At 25.6% G+C, this 18,218-nt stretch carries 18 protein-coding genes; 4 read left to right on the top strand and 14 right to left on the bottom strand.

The features are described from left to right. Nucleotides 1-26: 26 nt before the first annotated feature. Nucleotides 27-1,364, top strand: a complete 1,338-nt coding sequence (gene tilS / locus D9V76_RS00575; protein ID WP_158336910.1) for a tRNA lysidine(34) synthetase TilS — start codon at nt 27-29, stop codon at nt 1,362-1,364. 32 nt (nt 1,365-1,396) lie between these two features. On the opposite strand, the gene metG is transcribed toward tilS, so the two are convergent. From metG to smrB, 12 genes are all read right to left on the bottom strand, one after another. Next, nucleotides 1,397-3,034 carry a methionine--tRNA ligase gene (metG, locus tag D9V76_RS00570; protein WP_158336909.1) on the bottom strand — a complete coding sequence of 546 codons (1,638 nt, stop codon included), beginning with the start codon at nt 3,032-3,034 and terminating at the stop codon, nt 1,397-1,399. A 94-nt stretch (nt 3,035-3,128) separates the two neighbouring features. Then, the gene (gene dcd, locus D9V76_RS00565) at nt 3,129-3,710 is read right to left on the bottom strand and encodes a dCTP deaminase (protein WP_158336908.1); all 582 of its coding nucleotides are present in this window, start codon (nt 3,708-3,710) and stop codon (nt 3,129-3,131) included. Between the two features lie 161 nt (nt 3,711-3,871). Continuing rightward, nucleotides 3,872-5,293: an NADP-dependent phosphogluconate dehydrogenase gene (gene gndA, locus D9V76_RS00560; protein WP_158336907.1), complete on the bottom strand. Its 1,422-nt coding sequence runs from the start codon at nt 5,291-5,293 to the stop codon at nt 3,872-3,874. A gap of 392 nt (nt 5,294-5,685) precedes the next feature. Continuing rightward, complete coding sequence (hisIE, locus tag D9V76_RS00555; RefSeq protein WP_158336906.1) at nt 5,686-6,312, bottom strand: bifunctional phosphoribosyl-AMP cyclohydrolase/phosphoribosyl-ATP diphosphatase HisIE; 627 nt, start codon at nt 6,310-6,312, stop codon at nt 5,686-5,688. Further along, nucleotides 6,306-7,082, bottom strand: a complete 777-nt coding sequence (gene hisF / locus D9V76_RS00550) for an imidazole glycerol phosphate synthase subunit HisF (protein WP_158336905.1) — start codon at nt 7,080-7,082, stop codon at nt 6,306-6,308. Before hisF ends, hisIE begins: the two co-directional genes overlap by 7 nt. After that, complete coding sequence (gene hisA / locus D9V76_RS00545) at nt 7,064-7,798, bottom strand: 1-(5-phosphoribosyl)-5-[(5-phosphoribosylamino)methylideneamino]imidazole-4-carboxamide isomerase (RefSeq protein ID WP_158336904.1); 735 nt, start codon at nt 7,796-7,798, stop codon at nt 7,064-7,066. Before hisA ends, hisF begins: the two co-directional genes overlap by 19 nt. A gap of 6 nt (nt 7,799-7,804) precedes the next feature. After that, entirely contained in the window at nt 7,805-8,398 is a 594-nt protein-coding gene (hisH, locus tag D9V76_RS00540; RefSeq protein WP_158336903.1) for an imidazole glycerol phosphate synthase subunit HisH, read from the bottom strand. Then, entirely contained in the window at nt 8,399-9,466 is a 1,068-nt protein-coding gene (hisB, locus tag D9V76_RS00535; protein WP_158336902.1) for a bifunctional histidinol-phosphatase/imidazoleglycerol-phosphate dehydratase HisB, read from the bottom strand. Nucleotides 9,467-9,485: 19 nt separating this feature from the next. Then, a complete protein-coding gene (hisC, locus tag D9V76_RS00530; protein ID WP_158336901.1) occupies nt 9,486-10,559 on the bottom strand; it encodes a histidinol-phosphate transaminase in 1,074 nt (357 codons plus the stop codon). Next, entirely contained in the window at nt 10,556-11,863 is a 1,308-nt protein-coding gene (gene hisD, locus D9V76_RS00525) for a histidinol dehydrogenase (protein ID WP_158336900.1), read from the bottom strand. Before hisD ends, hisC begins: the two co-directional genes overlap by 4 nt. 7 nt (nt 11,864-11,870) lie before the next feature. Further along, nucleotides 11,871-12,770, bottom strand: a complete 900-nt coding sequence (gene hisG, locus D9V76_RS00520; RefSeq protein ID WP_158336899.1) for an ATP phosphoribosyltransferase — start codon at nt 12,768-12,770, stop codon at nt 11,871-11,873. Between the two features lie 323 nt (nt 12,771-13,093). Then, entirely contained in the window at nt 13,094-13,624 is a 531-nt protein-coding gene (gene smrB, locus D9V76_RS00515) for an endonuclease SmrB (protein WP_158336898.1), read from the bottom strand. A 201-nt stretch (nt 13,625-13,825) separates the two neighbouring features. Between smrB and aroC the strand changes: the two genes are divergently transcribed. Beyond that, the gene (gene aroC / locus D9V76_RS00510; protein WP_158336897.1) at nt 13,826-14,896 is read left to right on the top strand and encodes a chorismate synthase; all 1,071 of its coding nucleotides are present in this window, start codon (nt 13,826-13,828) and stop codon (nt 14,894-14,896) included. A gap of 111 nt (nt 14,897-15,007) precedes the next feature. On the opposite strand, the gene bcp is transcribed toward aroC, so the two are convergent. Then, the gene (gene bcp / locus D9V76_RS00505) at nt 15,008-15,475 is read right to left on the bottom strand and encodes a thioredoxin-dependent thiol peroxidase (RefSeq protein WP_158336896.1); all 468 of its coding nucleotides are present in this window, start codon (nt 15,473-15,475) and stop codon (nt 15,008-15,010) included. Between the two features lie 339 nt (nt 15,476-15,814). Between bcp and dapA the strand changes: the two genes are divergently transcribed. Together dapA and D9V76_RS00495 are read left to right on the top strand one after the other, a co-directional pair. After that, nucleotides 15,815-16,699: a 4-hydroxy-tetrahydrodipicolinate synthase gene (dapA, locus tag D9V76_RS00500; RefSeq protein ID WP_158336895.1), complete on the top strand. Its 885-nt coding sequence runs from the start codon at nt 15,815-15,817 to the stop codon at nt 16,697-16,699. Next, a complete protein-coding gene (locus tag D9V76_RS00495) occupies nt 16,677-16,934 on the top strand; it encodes a hypothetical protein (protein ID WP_158336894.1) in 258 nt (85 codons plus the stop codon). Before dapA ends, D9V76_RS00495 begins: the two co-directional genes overlap by 23 nt. Nucleotides 16,935-17,072: 138 nt before the next feature. On the opposite strand, the gene dapE is transcribed toward D9V76_RS00495, so the two are convergent. Continuing rightward, the gene (dapE, locus tag D9V76_RS00490) at nt 17,073-18,200 is read right to left on the bottom strand and encodes a succinyl-diaminopimelate desuccinylase (RefSeq protein WP_158336893.1); all 1,128 of its coding nucleotides are present in this window, start codon (nt 18,198-18,200) and stop codon (nt 17,073-17,075) included. Nucleotides 18,201-18,218: the final 18 nt, after the last annotated feature.

Raw genomic sequence — 18,218 nt, 5'->3', positions numbered from 1 at the left:
AAAATTCTTTACCAGGTTAATTATATTTGATTAAAAAAATTATCACTCAATATAAAAAAAAATCATTTTTAATAGCATACAGTGGCGGAATAGATTCCACAGTTCTTCTACATAAAATGTTAAAAATAAGAGAAAAAAATCCTCAAATTAAAATACGTGCTATCCATATTAATCATAATATTCATTCATCTTCAAAAAAATGGGAAAAACATTGTATACAAATTTGTCAAAAATACAAAATACCACTAATCACTAAAGGAATTAATATTCCTTTAGAAAAAAATATTGAAGAAAGATTAAGAATCAAACGATATAACACTATTTATAATTATTTACTTTATGATGAAATTTTACTTACTGGACATCATCTAAACGATCAGTGCGAAACATTAATTTTATCTTTAAAAAGAGGAAGTGGACCAACTGGTTTGTCTGGAATATCTCCTGATAACTTTTTAGGAAACAAAAGAATAGCACGTCCTCTTTTAAAAAAAAGTAAAAAAGAAGTAGAACAATGGGCTTACGAAAACAATTTAAAATGGATTGAAGATTTTAGTAATTTTAACATTAATTATGATCGTAATTTTATACGTCATAAATTAATTCCTATATTAGAACAAAGATGGCCTTTTTTTTTAAAAAATTGTTTTCGTACAGCAATCATATGCCGTGAAGAAACTAAATTAAAAAATATACTTTTAAAAGAAAAAATTAAAGATTTTATTAATTTTGACGAATCTTTAAATATTAAAAATTTTAAAAATATAAAAAAAGAGATATCTAAAGAACTCATTCGATATTGGATTTCTTTAAAAAATATAAAAATGCCATCATATAAAACAATAGAATGTATTTATAATGAAATTATATGCAGTAAAAAAGATGCCAACCCAAAAATAATTATACAAAAAAATGAAATTAGACGTTATAAAAAATCTCTCTATTTTATAAAAATACAAAAAACTATTAGCAATACATTTCTATTTTGGCATGACACAAATAAAAAACTATTTCTTCCTAAGAATTCAGGATATTTAATAAAAAACAATAAAGGTTTTAAAATTCCTGCACCTAAAAAAAACGAATTAATTAATATTCGCTTTCAATTCGAAGGTAAAATTCTTATTTTAGGAAGAGAAAAAAGAAGAAAAATTAAAAAAATATGGCAAGAATACAGTATACCTCCTTGGCTCAGAAATCAAATTCCACTTTTATTTTATAATAATCGTTTTATTAGTGCGATTGGCGTATTTGCTATCAGAGAAGAAAATTTTAATAAAGAAAAAAAAATTAAAAAACATTGGAAAATATCTTGGATGAATAGTATTCAATCAAATAGTAAAAATTTCTTTTCATTTTATTAAGTTTGTTTAGCAAATGATAAAAAGATTCAATTTTATTTACACAAAACAGATAATTTTAAAATTTTATCAGCATGAATTCTATTATATAATTTTTTAAATTTTTTTATTTTATGAGACAAAAGCGGTGTTTTAATACTTTCCCAAGTAAGATTTGAAATTAAAAAAAACTCTGTTTTTTTTGCTAAATCTGGTATTATTGGTTTTAAAAAAATCATAACTAATCTAAATAAATTAATTCCCATAGTGCAAATCATATGTAATTTATCTAAATTATCTTCTTTTATTTTCCATGGTTCTCTTTGACTAATATATTGATTTGCTAAATCTAATAATTTTATACATTCTCGAATTACACTACTAAACTGACGATTTTCAAAAAAAATTTCTATTTTTTTGCTTATATCAACAAAATATTGATATAAATCAACATCTGACAACGAATTAGACAAATATCCATCAAAATATTTATGAATAAAACTAGTATTTCTTGAGGCTAAATTAACTAATTTATTTACAATATCACTATTAATCTTTTGAATAAAATCTTCTAGATTAATTTCAATATCGTTAATATTATTAGCTAATTTGCTTGCATAATAATAACGTAAACTATCTGAATCAAAACATTGAATCCAATCTGATGCTTTAATTAAAAAACCTCGGGATTTTGATAATTTCAATCCATTTATAGTAAGATGACCATGAACAAAAATACCATTAGGTTTTCGAAAGGAAGAAGCTTCTAATATTGAAGGCCAAAACAGTGTATGAAAATAAATAATATCTTTTCCAATAAAGTGATATAATTCACATTTTGATTCTTTATTCCAAAATTCATTAAAATCTATTTTTTTGTTTTTAATGCAAAGATTTTTAAATGCACTTATATAACCAATTGGGGCATCTAACCAAACATAAAAATATTTATTAGTAAATCCTGGGATTTTAAATCCAAAATATGGAGCATCTCGAGAAATTCCCCATTCTTTTAAACCGGATTTTAACCATTCTTCTGTTTTTTTAACAACTGATTTTTCTAAAACACCAGAATATATCCATTTATTTAACATATTAGTAAACACTGGTAAATTAAAATATAAATGTGTTGTATTTTTTAAAACAGGAACACTATTTGAAATAGCGGAAATAGGATTAACTAAATCTGTAGGTTCGTAAATTGAACCACATATTTCACAGTTATCTCCACTTTGATTTTCTGAAAAACAAAAAGGACATGTACCTTTTATAAATCTGTCTGGAAGAAATATCTTTTTTATCTTATCATAAAATTGAAAAATTTCTTTTTCATTGATAAGTCCTTGGCTGATTAAAGATAAAAATATTTTTCTTAATAAGAACAAATTTTCCACACAATGCGTTGTATGATAGTGATCATGAGAAATATTAAAATTTGAAAAATCTATTATATGCTCTTCTTTAATTTTTTTAATTAATTTTGTGGGTTTGATTCCTAATTTTTTAGATTTTAACATAACAGCTGTACCATGTGCATCATCAGCAGAAATAAACCAAACTTCATTGTTTCTCATTCTTTGATAACGAACCCAAATATCTGCTTGAATGTGCTCAAGCATATGACCGATATGAATAGGGCCATTAGCATACGGTAGTGCACAAGTAACTAAAATTTTTCTAGATTTATTAGGCATAATTTTATATTATTTAAATAAGTAATATGATATACAAAATATAATTAGTCGTAAACTATTCATTTTTAAAAACCATTATTTATATTAAAATCATTTATTCTTCATAAATTCGACTAGGAACAACTCCATTTTGACTTTTATATTTAGATTCATAACGAGAATTATAAGGTCGTACAACTGATTTTGAAAGTAATTCAAAACTTAGTGCTGCAATTTTTATTCCAGGAGTTAATACCAAAGTTAACTTTCCTGCATTAAAAAATTCTAAAACAATGTTACCATTCCAACCGGGATCAATGCGATGAGATGTAACATGAATCATAAGACCAATTCGAGCTAAAGAAGAACGTCCATCTAACCAACCAACTAAATTATTTGGTAAAATAATATTTTCTAAAGTCGAAAACAAAGCTAAAGATCCAGGCTTTAAAAAAAACGGCTTTTCTTTAGAAAAAACAGTTTCACAACTCATGATTTTAGCTAGATCTAAAATTTTTTTTTCTTGTGAACTACTTAGATCAATACAAGAAGTGGTGTGATCATAAAAAACACGAAATTTATTACCAAGATGTATATCAACAGTAATCCCATTAATTAATTCTTTTTTAGGATAAGGTGTAATAATTAATTTTTTTTTACTTAACCATTCTTCAATATCTGTATCACATAAACGCATTTTTTTTCCTGTAATTAATTTATATATGTTATAAAAATATTATTTTTATCAAAAATTAAAAATAAATTTTATTAATAGCAGAAAGATGTATTTTATTATCTTCTGCTATTTCAGAATAAAAAAACTAAAAAATAATTCTATAATTAATTTTAATTTAATAATTAAAACTCTTTTTTAGTTAACCAATTTGTATGAAAATATCCTTTTTTATCGATTCTTTTATAAGTATGTGCTCCAAAATAATCTCTTTGAGCTTGAATTAAATTTGCAGAAGAAGACACGGTACGGTAATTATCATAATATGTTATAGCTGACGAAAAAGTAGGAACAGGAATACCATATTTTATTGCATATGAAGTAATATGACGTAAGGATGTTTCATATTTATTTGATATTTCTGAAAAATAAGGCGTTAATAACAAATTATTTACATTATTATTTTTAAATGCATCACTTATTCTTTCTAAGAAACTAGCTCGAATAATACATCCAGATCTAAAAATCTTGGCGATTTTATTATATTGTAAATTCCAAGAATATTTTTCTGAAGCTTTTTTTAACTGAGAAAAGCCCTGTGCATAGGAAATTATTTTACCTAAATATAACGCTCTTCGAACTTCTTCAACAAAATGTTCTTTATTCTTTGAAGATATACAATTTATAATTGGACCTTTTAATATTTTTGATGCAACAAGACGTTGATCTTTAAGAGAAGATAAATATCTCGCAAAAACAGATTCTGTAATGAGCGAAAGAGGTTCACGAAGCTCTAATGCATCTTTACTAATCCATTTACCTGTACCTTTGTCTTCTGCTTCATCTAATATGGAATCTATTAAATAATGAATATTGTCTTCTTCTTTTTTAAGAAAAATATTTTTTGTTATTTCAATTAAATAACTATTTAACTCACCTTTATTCCATTCAGAGAATGTATTAGATAATTCATTATTGCTCATATTTAATACATTTTTTAATATAAAATATGCTTCTGCTATTAATTGCATATCACCATATTCAATACCATTGTGAATCATTTTAACATAGTGACCAGCACCATTTGGACCAATATAACTAACACATGGTTCATCTTTAAATTTTGCAGATATTTTTTTTAACATAGAAGAAACAAGAATATATGCTTCTTTTGATCCACCTGGCATAATAGATGGACCATTTAATGCTCCTGATTCGCCTCCAGAAACACCCATCCCAATAAAATGAATACCACATTTAAGTAAATCATTATTTCTTCTAATGGTATCTTTATAAAAAGTATTTCCGGCATCAATTAATATATCTCCTTTATCTAAATAAGGAAGAATAGATTGAATAGTTTCATCTGTAGGTTTTCCTGATTTTACCATCAGTAAAATACATCTAGGTTTTTTTAATGAATTCACAAAATCTTTAATAGAAAAATATGGAAAAATTTTTTTTTCTTTGTTATTATTGATAACATCTTCCGTTACAGATCTTGTTCTATTAAAAATAGACACTGTATACTTTTTACTTTCAATATTTAACGCTAAATTTTTCCCCATTACTGCCATTCCTACAACACCAATTTCTTGCTTTAACATTCTTTTCTCCAATTTTACATTATATAATTTATAAAAAAAATATTTTTAAATTCTATATTCTTACACAATAAATGATATTACAACTATTTTCAATTTATCATTCTTTCAATAAAAATAATGTTTTTATAAAAAAAATTTATTTAAAATTATTAATAATAAAATTATGTCTTTTCTATCAAAGATATTGACTGGATAATTTTTTTGATTTTTAAAAAAGAAGAATTCATCGATATATAAGTAGTATATACGTTTAATTTTATTGAAATTTTTTGAAATTGAAATATTATGTATGTAAGTTGAATGTTATTTTAATAATACTTTTAAAAAAGTAATAACTAATGATTTATAGAAATATTTTTTTTAATTTAGAATTAAAATTTTGTATTATAAATTTATAATTTTTCTATTCTTCTTTTTTTTAAATTTTCAACGATTAAATTGAAATTTAAATTCTGGTCATGCAATAAAACAATTAAATGATAAATTAAATCTGAAGATTCATTTATAAGTTCATCTGAATCTTTTTTCATTGCTGCTAATATTGTTTCTACAGCCTCTTCACCAACTTTTTGTGCTATACGTTTTGTACCGGATTTATATAAACTAGCGGTATATGAATTATCATCTGCATTAAAATTTTTTTTATCTTCTATAATCTCCTCTAATTTAGAAAGAAAATTTGACGCATTTTCTTTTAAAAAAAAGCAGCTTTTTCTATTTAAATGACATGTTTTTCCAATAGGTTCAACTAAAATTAATAAAGTATCATAATCACAATCTGTAACTATATCTATAACTTTTAATAAGTTACCTGATTCTTCTCCTTTAGTCCATAAGCGCTTTTTAGTTCGAGAATAAAAAGTAACAAAACCTTCTTTTTGAGTTTTTAAAAAAGCTTCTTTATTCATATATCCATGCATTAAAACTGAATGAGATGAAAAATCTTGTATTATAGTTGGCATCATACCATTTGTTTTTATCCAATTAAGATGCAATAAATTTTCTTTTTTATTTAACATATTCTAATCTCTAAACCTTTTTTAATTAAAAAACACTTCAAATCTTTTATATTAACTATTTTTTTATGAAAAACTGAAGCAGCTAAAACACCGTCTACATTAGCATGATAGAGTGCTTCATAAAAATGCTCTGCACATCCAGCCCCTCCTGATGCAATTAAAGGTACTTTACACTTTTTTCTTATTTCACTTAACTGTAATAAATCATATCCATTTTGCAATCCATCTTGATTCATCATATTTAAAACAATTTCTCCAGCACCTTTTTTTTGAACTTGTTCGACCCAATCTATTGTTTTCCAATTAGTTTGATAAGTACGATTAACATCTCCTGTATATTGTTGAACCATATATTTTTTTTTCTCTATATCAAACCAAGAATCTATACCTACTACCATACATTGTACACCAAAACGATTAGCAATTTTACTTATTAAACAGGGGTCCGTTAATGCTGAAGAATTAATTGATATTTTATCTGCACCAAAAGATAGAATATTTTTTGCATCTTCTACACTTTTAATACCTCCAGCTACGCAAAATGGAATATTAATTACCTCTGCCACCTTTTCTATCCAACTTCTATCAACTAATTTATTATTAGTAGAAGCTGTTATATCATAAAACACTAATTCATCTATGCCTTCTCTTGTATAACGTTTAGATAAAGATATAATATCACCTACAATTTCATGATTTTTAAATTGAACACCTTTTACTACAACTCCATTGTTAACATCTAAACATGCAATTATTCGTTTTGCCAGCATTTTAATGCCTCTTGTATTGTAAACTTATTTTCTAATAAACTACGACCAATAATAACACTAGAAACACCTGTTTCTTTTAAAGAAACAATATCTTTTAATGTTGCGACTCCTCCTGATGCTTGAAATTCTATATGTTTAAATTTTTTGACAATCTCTTTATATAACACATTATTAGGGCCAGACAATGTTCCATCTTTAGATATATCAGTACATAATACATGTTTTAAACCCATTGGTGAAAAATACTCAATAATTTCTTCTAAAGTGGTATTTGTTTGTTCTTGCCAACCATTTATTGCTATTTCTTTTTTGTTATTTTTAATAATAACGTCTAATGCCAAAATAATAGTATTTGAACCATATATTTTTATCCATTTTTTTACTTCTACTCTATTTTTTATTGCAGAAGAACCAATTACAATTTTTTTAACCCCTAAATTAAGAAACATATTAATATCTTCTTCATTTCTTATTCCACCACCTATTTGTATAGGAATATCTGTATAAGAAATAATATCCTTAAAAATCCTTATTTGTCTTTTTTTAATATTTTTTGCACCATCTAAATCCACTAAATGAATATTTTTGACTCCTTTAATTTCATAATCTTTTAAACGTTTATACAAGTTTATATCATATTTTTTTTGATTAGAATAATTTCCTTGATATAAGCGAACTGTTGTTCCATTAATTAAATCAAAAGCTGGAATAATCATAGAATTTTACATCTCTAAAAAGTTTTTTAATAATTGAGATCCTGCATCACCAGATTTTTCTGGATGAAATTGAACTCCAAAAAAATTATTTTTTTGCATTACAGAACTAAAAGATATGTCGTATGTAGTTGTTGCTAAAGTATATTTATTCAGTGGTATAAAATAACTATGAACAAAATAAAATCTTTGCTTTTTTTCAATATTTTTAAATAATGGATGTACATGATTAAAAACAATATGATTCCAACCCATGTGAGGTAACGGCAAATTACTACTCTTTAAAAGATAGGTAAAACAGTTTTTAAAAATTCCAATAGTTTTTACCCCTTGACATTCTTCACTAAATTGAGAAAAAATTTGCATTCCAAGACAGATTCCGAGAATAGGTTGTGTCAATTGTTTCAAAGTAGTAATCAAATTTTTTTTATTCAACTTCTTCATAGCAGTTGAAGCTGTTCCTACACCTGGTAAAATAACTTTTTTAGACTTTAATACTACAGAAGAATCAGAAGTGACTGTAGAAGTATAACCTAATTTTTTAATCGCGACTTGAATTGAAGTTAAATTAGCACAACCAGTGTTTAATATTGCAATATTCACTTATAAAGTCCCTTTAGATGTTGGTAATGTATTTCCTTCTATTTTTACCGCTTTACGAAGTGCACGTCCAAATGCTTTAAATAAACTTTCAATACAATGATGATCGTTTTTTCCTTTAACATCTAAATGTAAGGTAATTTTCATAGAATAACAAAGAGAATAAAAAAAATGTTCAACCATATCAGTATTAAAATCACCTACCATTTTATGTTTAAAATTAGCATTAAAAGACAAATATGGACGATTTGATAAGTCTATAATACATTTTGCTTGACTTTCATCCATAGGCAAAACAAAACCATATCTAGATATGCCGTTTTTATTTGTCAATGTCTTATATAATGCTTCTCCTAAAACAATTCCTATATCTTCTACAGTATGATGATCATCAATTTTTAGATCTCCTTTTGCTAAAACGTGCATAGAAATTCCGCTATGAATTGATAATTGTTCTAACATATGATCAAAAAAATTAATACCAGTTTTAATACTGCTATTATGTTCCAAATCTAACCATACCTTTATATGTACGTAAGTTTCTTTTGTTTCTCGAATTACCTCTCCATATCTATTTCTCTTCAAAATTTCTTTTGTAATATCTATCCAATTAAAGCTTTTTTCTTTGTACTGTATGCCTGTTAACTTTATATTTTTTGCTAATTCCATATCTGTTTCTCGATCACCAATTACATAACTACGTGTTTTATCTATCTTATTCTCTTTTAACCAAGGTTTTAATAATTTAGTTTGAGGTTTACGACAATCACAATTATCATCTGAAAAATGTGGACAAATTAAAATATCTTCAAATATTATTCCTTCTGAACGAAAAACATTTAACATAAAAAAATGAGGAATATTAAAATTTTCCCAAGGAAATGATTTACTACCAAGACCATCTTGATTCGTAACCATAACAAATTTATAACCAAAATTCATTAATTGACTTAATGAAGAAATAACGTAATTTTTAAATGCAAGCTTTTTAATTGCATCTACTTGAAAATCGTTAGATGGTTCATGAATTAAAGTACCATCTCGATCAATAAACAATATTTTTTGTTTCATTAACACCTCATTAAAAACATTATATTTTAGATAAATTTTTTAATTCTTTAACCAAATGAATACATTCAGCATTCGATCCTATTGATATTCTTAAACAATTTTTTAAATTATTTTTATGATCCTGATTTCTTAAAATTATACCTTTTTCCCATAAACTCTGAAATATCTTTTCAAACATATAAAATTTTACTAAAATATAATTAGCATGACTATCAAAAACTTTTTTTACATAAGAAATTTTCTTTAATTCATCCACCAACCAAATACGATTCATATTTAATGTTAAAACTCTATTCCTCATATCTTCAATGGCTTTTTTTTCTAAAGATTGCACTGCTATGTCAGTAACGATTGTAGATATTGGATAAGGACTAATAACTGTATTTAAAATATTAATTACTTCTTCTGTAGCTAATGTAAAACCACATCTTATTCCTGCCAATGCAAATGCTTTCGATAAAGTTCTCAAAATAATTAAATTAGGAAATTCTTTTAAAGAATTTACCATGCTGTTTTTTGGAGAAAATTCAATATAAGCTTCATCTATTACTACAAGAGATCGACCTAACGTTATTTTTAATAAACTTTTTAAATCTCTTTTAGAAATAATATTTCCAGTAGGATTGTTAGGATTACAAATATATATTAATTTAACTTTCTCAAGATTTAAGTTAATATTAAATAAATCTATTTGCCAAGTATTTTTAAAAGTAGGAATTTCTTTTATTGCTACATCTGCAATTTTTGCATTTATAGCATACATATCATAAGTTGGAGGACAGTAGATTATTGCATCTTCTCCAGGTTTACAAAAAGCTTTAATCAAAAGTTCGATACCTTCATCTGCTCCTCTAGTAACTAAAATTTGACTATTTGACAAACCAACATAATTGGCATAAGAAGAGACTAAATCATTAGGTTGACACTCTGGATAACGATTAAAACACTCAATTCTTGCTTTAAACGAGACAGATATAGGAGATTCATTTGCATTTAACCATGTATCACCTTGACCTCCGATTCGTCTGGCTGATTGATAAGGATTTAATGTCTGTATATTTTTTCGAGCTAACTTATTTATATTAGCTGTCATATATTTTCCTTTAAAAAGTCTACTCTTATTTTTACAGCATTTTTATGTGCTTCAAGTTTTTCGGCTTCAGATAAAATTTCAAGAGTATTAGACAAATCCATAAACCCTTGAGATGTCAATTCTTGAATCAATACACGTTTTTTAAAATCACATAGTCCTAAAGCAGAACTTGAAACAGATTGTCCATAAGTCGGTAAAACATGATTTGTTCCAGATGCATAATCGCCTGCTGATTCAGGAGACCATGGTCCTAAAAAAATTGAGCTGGCATTTGATATTTCTTTTAGTATTAATCTTGGCTCTTTTGTTTGAATAATTAAATGCTCAGGGGCATATATATTTGATATTTTAATACATTCAGATAAATCTTTTGTTAAAATAATAACACTATTGTTTAGTGCAGTTAATATATCATCTGATTTAGAAAGATTTTTTAACTGATTATTAATAGATATAACAACTTTTTTAGCTAGTTCGATTGATGGAGTCAATAGTATAACTTGAGAAGATACACTATGTTCAGCTTGTGACAATAAATCGGAAGCGATAAAATCTGCATTAGATGTTTCATCAGAAATAATCAGCAATTCTGAAGGTCCAGCTAACATATCTATTTTAGGTCCATTAAAAAAAGAACTAACTTGTAATTTTGCTTCTGTAACATAAGCATTTCCTGGGCCAAAAATTTTATCTACTTTAGGAATATTTTTAGTACCAAAAGCTAGTGCTGCTATAGCTTGAGCACCCCCAATTTGAAATATTTTATCAACGCCGCAAATATTTGCTGCATAAAGTATTGTATTACTAATAGGAGGAGGAGAACAAAGAATTATTTCTTTACAACCAGCGATTTTAGCAGGTATAGCAAGCATTAAAACAGTTGAGAATAAGGGTGCTATCCCGCTTGGGATATAAATTCCAATAGAATTTAATGGCAAATAAATCTGTTGACAACGTACTCCAACTTGAGTTTCAATGTCTATTGGAGACAAAACTTGTGCTTTATGAAAAGATGTAATGTTTTTTTTAGCAGTTGAAATTGCATCTTTTAACGATTGATTAACGTATAAAGAAGAAGATAAAATTTTTTCTTTAGAAATTTCAAATTCATTAATATGACATTTTTCAAATAAAATTGTATATTCTTTTAATGCTTTTTCTCCTGAAATTTGAATATTTTCTATTATTTCTTTAACTTTTTTTTTAATAGAACTGTTGTTTTTTATAATAGGTCTTAACAGAATATTTTTTTGCTCATTAGAATTTAACATATTCCAATCAACAATCGTATTAAAATATTTCATTAAATCTTTACTCCATCATCTTTTCAATTGGTAAGACTAAAATTGAACTAGCACCTAAAGATTTCAATTTTTCCATTGTTTCCCAAAATAATGTTTCACTACTTACCATATGCATTGCTACGCGATTATCATCGCCTGCTAATTTTAAAATAGTTGGTCTTTCTGCTCCATGTAGTAAAGATATTACTTCTTCAAGTTTGTCAACAGGAGCATGTAACATAATATATTTAGATTCACGTGCTTTAATTACACCTTTTATACGAGTCATTAATTTATTGATTACTTCTTTCTTTTCAAAATTAATGTTTCCCGTTTTACAAATGAGACAAGCATGAGAACGAAAAACTACTTTTACTTCACGTAAACCGTTGGCTTCTAATGTTGCACCAGTTGAAACTAAATCACAAATAGCATCTGCCAAACCAGCTCTGGGTGCAACTTCTACAGAACCATTTAACATACAAGATTTGAAGGCAATATTTTTTTTGTCCAAATATTTTTTTAATAGATGAGGATAAGAAGTAGCAATCCTAAAATCTTTCAAAGATTTTATGTCAACATATGAAGTATTAATAGGAATAGCTAAAGAGAGTCGACAAATTCCAAAATCAAGGCGTCTTAACGTAATGTAAGAATTTTCTAAATTTTGTGATGTTCGGTGTAATAATTCTTCTTCAAGAACATTTTCTCCAACTATACCTAAATCTACTACGCCATCCATAACTAATCCAGGAATATCATCATCACGTACTAACATAACATCAATAGGCATATTTTCAGCAAAAGCTATTAATTTTTGTTGCTTTAAATTAATTTTAATTCCACAATATGTAAGTAATTTTATAGATTCACTACTTAAGCGACCAGTTTTCTGCATCGCTATACGCACACGATTAGTATTAAACATCTTGAAAATCCTTTAAAAATTTTTATGCTTAACTTTTTATATTTAAAAAAAAAATTATAATTTCATATCTTTTAAAATAAAAAAACCCAAAAAATAAGGGTTTTTTGAAAATTATATTTACTATAAATAATACAATAAATATTGTATACGTATAACTTTTTTTTAAAATAAAAAAATATGTATTTTTTTAAAATGTTTTATTAAAAAATGCAAATTTAAATAAAATTTATTTAAAATATTTAAAACTTAAAAAGCTAATAATTTAATATTAATAATTATTATTTTTTATATAGATTATATTTAAACACATTCATTATCTTAATTTAAGAATGAATTTCAATTATAACTATAATTGCCGCGTCATTTCCAAACATTTTAGGCGCTTGATGAAACGCTACTATGTCAGGATGTTGAGACAACCAAAAAGGTATTTGCTGTTTTAAAATGTTTTTACCATATCCATGCATAATATGAGCACAAAAAATTTTTTCTTTTTGACAGATTGCAATCAGCTGACCTAATTTTTTTCTTGCTTGATATTGATTTAAACCATGTAAGTCAAGAAAAATATCTGGAGAATATTTTCCTTTTTTTAATTTTTTTAAAACATTAATTAAATCTTTGTTTCGAACATAAGAAACAGGATTTTCTTTAAAATAATCTTTTTTTTTATAAAAAGAAAAATAATTACTATGAACATCTTGTTCGAAAAAAATTCGTTTAGAACAGATATTTTGATTTACTTTATGTAATCGAGAATGAAAGATAGTATCTTGTACCATTTCACGGGTACCATTCAACCACTTACGAAATAAAATATTACTATTAACAGTAAATTGTCGATTTTTATTCATAATTATGTATTACCAAAAAATTAATAAATTTACATATTTTATTTAATATTTTTTTATATATTTTTTTAATTATATAATTTAGTTTTTCTAAAAACAACAAATAAAGATTCATCATGAAATATTTTTTTTAATAAAAAATTATTTTTTTATTTTTTTTCTGTATAGTTGTATTATTTAAATAAAAATTGAATAGAAGAAAAAATGTCTGGAAATACAATTGGGAAAATTTTTCGTGTAACTACTTTCGGTGAATCACATGGAACAGCATTGGGATGTATAATTGACGGAATGCCTCCAGGTTTAGAATTATCTTCAGATGATTTACAACATGATTTAGATCGCAGAAGACCTGGAGCTTCACGTTATACCACTCAACGATCTGAATTGGATAAAGTCCAAATACTTTCAGGAGTGTTTAACGGAATAACTACAGGAACAAGTATTGGTCTAATTATTCAAAATACAGACCAACGCTCGCAAGATTATAGTGAAATAAAAGACTTATTTAGACCAGGACATGCTGATTATACTTATGAAAAAAAATATGGAATAAGAGACTATCGCGGTGGTGGAAGATCTTCAGCTCGCGAAACTGCAATGCGAGTTGCAGCAGGGAGCGTTGCAAAAAAATATCTTAAAATTCAACATGGAATAATTGTTCGTGGATATTTATCAGCTATGGGAGATATAAATTGTCCGTTTGAATCATGGGAAGAAGTGGAAAAAAACCCTTTTTTTTGTTCAAATAAAAATAAAATTATACAATTAGAAAAATTAATTAAAAATTTAAAAAAAACAGGTGATTCAACAGGTGCGGAAATAACAATTATAGCAGAAAATGTACCAGTAGGTTTTGGAGAACCAGTTTTCGATAGACTAGATGCAGATTTGGCTCATGCTTTAATGAGTATTAATGCTGCAAAAGGAGTAGAAGTTGGAGATGGTTTTTTAGTGGTTAATCAAAAAGGAAGTGAAAATCGAGACGAAATTACTCCTAATGGATTTAAAAGTAATCATTGCGGCGGTATTTTAGGAGGAATTAGCAATGGTGAAAATATTTTTTTAAAAGTTGCATTCAAACCTACTTCAAGTATTCGAAAATTAGGAAATACAGTAAATAAAAATAATGAAAAAGTCAAAATAACTGTGAAAGGTCGACATGATCCGTGTGTAGGAATACGTGCTGTACCAATAGCAGAAGCAATGGTGGCAATAATATTAATGGATCATCTATTAAGATTTAGAGCACAATGTAAAAAAAATAACCTTTAAAATAAAAAAATTTTGAATGTCATTGCTACTAAATTATCTATATTTAGTAGCGTATTTGATAACCTATAAAAAATTTAATAACGTTATATAATTATCTAAAAATCAATTACTTTATTTTGAATTTAAATATGTTAATATGATTTTATGATGGTCATTACACTTAAATTTAAAAAATATTTTATCAATAATACCAGATGGATTAATTAAAAAACTGGTACGATAAATTCCAAAATATTTTTTTCCCATGAAATTTTTTTCACCCCATACACCGAATTTTTTGCTAACAATGTTTTGTTTATCAGATAATAAAGTAAAATTTAACATTTTTTTTTCAATAAAAGTTAATAATTTATCGGTCTTATCAGGACTAATACCTACAACTTCTACCTTCTTATTTTTAAATAATTCTAAATTATCTCTAATGTGGCATGCTTGTACTATACAACCGGGAGTCATAGCTTTTGGATAAAAATAAAGTAATATTTTTTTTCCTAAAAAATCAGATAAATTTATTAATTTATTATTATGATTAGGAAGAGTAAACTTTGGAGCAATATCTCCAGATTTAAGTGTAATCATTATATGATATATTCCTTAATTACATAAAACATTATTTTTTAATAAAAAAAACTTTATGAATTAAATTAATTTTTAAAATAAAAATAAATTAAACATCTAAAATATACATTTTAGAATGTATAATTATTCCTGTTATTTAAGATAAAAAATAATATAGTAATAATTGTATAAAAATTTAGACTTTATTAAAATAAAGAAAATTACATCTTATTACTTTACATTTTTGTATTCAAAAAAAATAATTTTTTATAAGTGCTAAATTTATAATTTTTATTTATTTAATTTTAGATTTGTATGAAAGATACCATAAAGTATTTTTTATGGAGGAGAACAAAATCAATGTTCACAGGAAGTATTGTTGCATTAATTACACCGATGAATAAAGAAGGTGAAATTTGTCATTCTAGCTTAAAAAAGCTAATTGATTATCATGTATTAAATAAAACAAAAGCCATTGTTTCCATTGGAACTACTGGAGAATCTGCAACTCTTAGTCAAGAAGAACACATTGAAGTAGTTATGCTAACTGTAAAACTTGCAAATAAACGTATTCCTATTATTGCAGGTACAGGTGCAAATGCTACAACAGAAGCAATATCTTTAACAAAAAGATTTGAAAAATCAGGCATTGCAGCATGTCTTACTGTTACACCATATTATAACAAACCAACTCAAGAAGGATTATATCAGCATTTTAAAGCAATTTCAGAAAGTACAAAATTACCACAAATTTTATATAATGTCCCCAGCCGAACAGGTTGTGATTTACTTCCCTCAACTGTAGCAAGATTATCGGAATTTAAAAATATTATTGGAATTAAAGAAGCAACAGGTGATTTATCAAGAATACATAAAATTAAAAAATTGGTTAAAAATGATTTTTTATTAATTAGTGGTGATGATGCTACAGCTTTAGATTTTATGCAATTAGGTGGTCAAGGAGTAATATCAGTAACAGCAAACGTTGCTGCAAAAGAAATGACGCAGATATGTTCATATGCACTTGAAGGTAAGTTTAAAAATGCGAGATTTATCAATGAACGTTTGACATTATTACATGAAGCTTTGTTTATAGAACCTAATCCGATTCCAATAAAATGGTTGGCTAAAAAAATGGGTTTAATAAAGAATGATACACTACGATTACCAATGACACCAATTTTAAATTCTACACGTATACAAATTGAAAAAGCACTGCAATATGCTAACCTTCAAGAAATATAAATTTTTTTTTAAAATAATAACAACTATTTTTCAAATTTCGATTTTTTCTTTAATAACATCTTGTACCTTAAAAAAAAATGATATTCTTTTTAATAATGAGACTAATAATAGTCAATTAAAAAAGTTAATTATACCGAAAGGAATTAATATTCCCTCTGAAAATCAAGAATATCACATTCCTTATACACAAGAAGATTTAAATAAAAAAAATCATGATATTTTTCCTCCTATATAAAAAAAGTACTCTTCATAAAATAATGAGGCCAAAATGATATAAAAAAAATCTTTGTTGTTACGAATTTAAAAAAGATTGGTGCAGATTATCTAAAATGATATTCTGCATCATTATTTTAATAAAAAAAATAATATACAATTAAGTTAACAACCTATGCATAATATCTTCATAAATAATAGCTAATTTTTGAAGATCAGATATTCTTGCATATTCATTTGATTTATGAATAGTAGTATTCATTAAACCTATCTCTATTATTTCAGAATTCATTAAAGCAATAAAACGACCATCTGAAGTGCCCCCATCAGTTGATAAAATAGGTTTGATTTTATTAAAATTCTCAATAGATTTAATTACGTTATCGATTAATAAACCTTTTTTTGTAATGAAAGGCTTTCCTGAAAGGAACCAATTTAAAGAATAATTAATATTATTATCGTCTAGTATTTGTATAAATTTTGATTTAATCTCTTCTTCAGAAGTTTCTGTATTAAAACGAAAGTTAAATTGAACAAACAAAGAACCTGGAATAATATTATTACTTCCATCTCCTGCATGAATGTTGGCAATATTTACACTAGTAGGAGAAAAAAATTCATTTCCATTATCTAATTCAATAGATAATATTTTTAAAATAATAGGTAATCCTTTATGTATTGGATTATCTGCTAAATGAGGATATGCAATATGACCTTGAATTCCATGAATTTTTAAATCAGCTGTGATCGACCCTCTTCGTCCATTTTTTATAAAATCACCAATTTTAGAACTACTAGAAGGTTCTCCAATAACACAATAATCAATCATATCTTTTTGAGAAATTAAATAATCTATAACTTTTTTAGTACCGTCAATTGCAAGTGATTCTTCATCAGAAGTAATTAAAAAAGATAAACGTCCTTCATAATTAGGGGTTTTTTTTATAAATCTTTCAGATGCAATCATCATACATGCTAAAGCACCTTTCATATCTGATGAACCTCGACCAAATAATAAACCATTTTTAATTACTGGATTAAACGGATCATCATTCCAATCTTTATAATCACCTGGTGATACTACATCTGTATGACCAGCAAAAGTTAAAGTTTTACCAGATCCTCTAGTAGCCCAAAAATTTTTTGTATCATTTATATTAATTTCTTTTATTTTAAATCCAAGATTATCTAAAAAATTAATCATAATCTCTTGACAACCCAAATCTTTTGGACTAATAGATGGAATAGAAATTAACTTTTGTGCTAATTTAGTAATTGAACAAACCATTTTTTCCTCATTTATGTT

Source organism: Buchnera aphidicola (Rhopalosiphum padi) (assembly GCF_005080845.1).
GTDB classification, from domain to species: domain Bacteria; phylum Pseudomonadota; class Gammaproteobacteria; order Enterobacterales; family Enterobacteriaceae; genus Buchnera; species Buchnera aphidicola_AO.
Note: the sequence above shows the minus strand (reverse complement) of the source record. Positions and strands in the feature narration are given on the sequence as shown.

What these genes read in the sequence shown, in the direction of transcription:
- metG (WP_158336909.1), bottom strand. Translation starts at nt 3,034, where the DNA reads ATGCCTAATAAATCTAGAAAAATTTTAGTTACTTGTGCACTACCGTAT.
- dcd (WP_158336908.1), bottom strand. Translation starts at nt 3,710, where the DNA reads ATGCGTTTATGTGATACAGATATTGAAGAATGGTTAAGTAAAAAAAAA.
- gndA (WP_158336907.1), bottom strand. Translation starts at nt 5,293, where the DNA reads ATGTTAAAGCAAGAAATTGGTGTTGTAGGAATGGCAGTAATGGGGAAA.
- hisIE (WP_158336906.1), bottom strand. Translation starts at nt 6,312, where the DNA reads ATGTTAAATAAAAAAGAAAATTTATTGCATCTTAATTGGATAAAAACA.
- hisF (WP_158336905.1), bottom strand. Translation starts at nt 7,082, where the DNA reads ATGCTGGCAAAACGAATAATTGCATGTTTAGATGTTAACAATGGAGTT.
- hisA (WP_158336904.1), bottom strand. Translation starts at nt 7,798, where the DNA reads ATGATTATTCCAGCTTTTGATTTAATTAATGGAACAACAGTTCGCTTA.
- hisB (WP_158336902.1), bottom strand. Translation starts at nt 9,466, where the DNA reads ATGAAACAAAAAATATTGTTTATTGATCGAGATGGTACTTTAATTCAT.
- hisC (WP_158336901.1), bottom strand. Translation starts at nt 10,559, where the DNA reads ATGACAGCTAATATAAATAAGTTAGCTCGAAAAAATATACAGACATTA.
- hisD (WP_158336900.1), bottom strand. Translation starts at nt 11,863, where the DNA reads ATGAAATATTTTAATACGATTGTTGATTGGAATATGTTAAATTCTAAT.
- hisG (WP_158336899.1), bottom strand. Translation starts at nt 12,770, where the DNA reads ATGTTTAATACTAATCGTGTGCGTATAGCGATGCAGAAAACTGGTCGC.
- smrB (WP_158336898.1), bottom strand. Translation starts at nt 13,624, where the DNA reads ATGAATAAAAATCGACAATTTACTGTTAATAGTAATATTTTATTTCGT.
- aroC (WP_158336897.1), top strand. Translation starts at nt 13,826, where the DNA reads ATGTCTGGAAATACAATTGGGAAAATTTTTCGTGTAACTACTTTCGGT.
- bcp (WP_158336896.1), bottom strand. Translation starts at nt 15,475, where the DNA reads ATGATTACACTTAAATCTGGAGATATTGCTCCAAAGTTTACTCTTCCT.
- dapA (WP_158336895.1), top strand. Translation starts at nt 15,815, where the DNA reads ATGTTCACAGGAAGTATTGTTGCATTAATTACACCGATGAATAAAGAA.
- D9V76_RS00495 (WP_158336894.1), top strand. Translation starts at nt 16,677, where the DNA reads ATGCTAACCTTCAAGAAATATAAATTTTTTTTTAAAATAATAACAACT.
- dapE (WP_158336893.1), bottom strand. Translation starts at nt 18,200, where the DNA reads ATGGTTTGTTCAATTACTAAATTAGCACAAAAGTTAATTTCTATTCCA.